Here is a 316-nt window from a genome sequence, read left to right on the forward strand (position 1 = left end):
CTTCGTCTAGAGGCCTAGGACACCGCCCTTTCACGGCGGTAACAGGGGTTCGAATCCCCTAGGGGACGCCATTTATATCGCGTCACAGTCGGTTAATACTGTGAGATAGGCCGGAGTTTGTAACAGTAATTTGAATCAGTGAATTACACGTAAACATCTCCAGGACTTGAAAGTTCAGTAAGAAGAATAAGGTCGCTCATCTCGCGGGCTCGATTCGCCTTACTGAAAATCTCGGAAGCTTGCTTCCGAACCTAGGATAAGGTCGCTCTCACGATAAATCGTGAATCGCCTTACAGAAATTTAGCGAAGCTGCGCT

The 316-nt window shown here is 48.1% G+C and carries 1 tRNA gene; it reads left to right on the plus strand.

The annotated features are described in order from the left end of the window. The first annotated feature begins 1 nt into the window (after position 1). Positions 2–71, plus strand: a tRNA-Glu gene (locus tag ACXAGX_RS20605). Positions 72–316 lie beyond the last annotated feature (245 nt).

It is taken from the genome of Alteromonas sp. ABV4_515 (assembly GCF_056160345.1).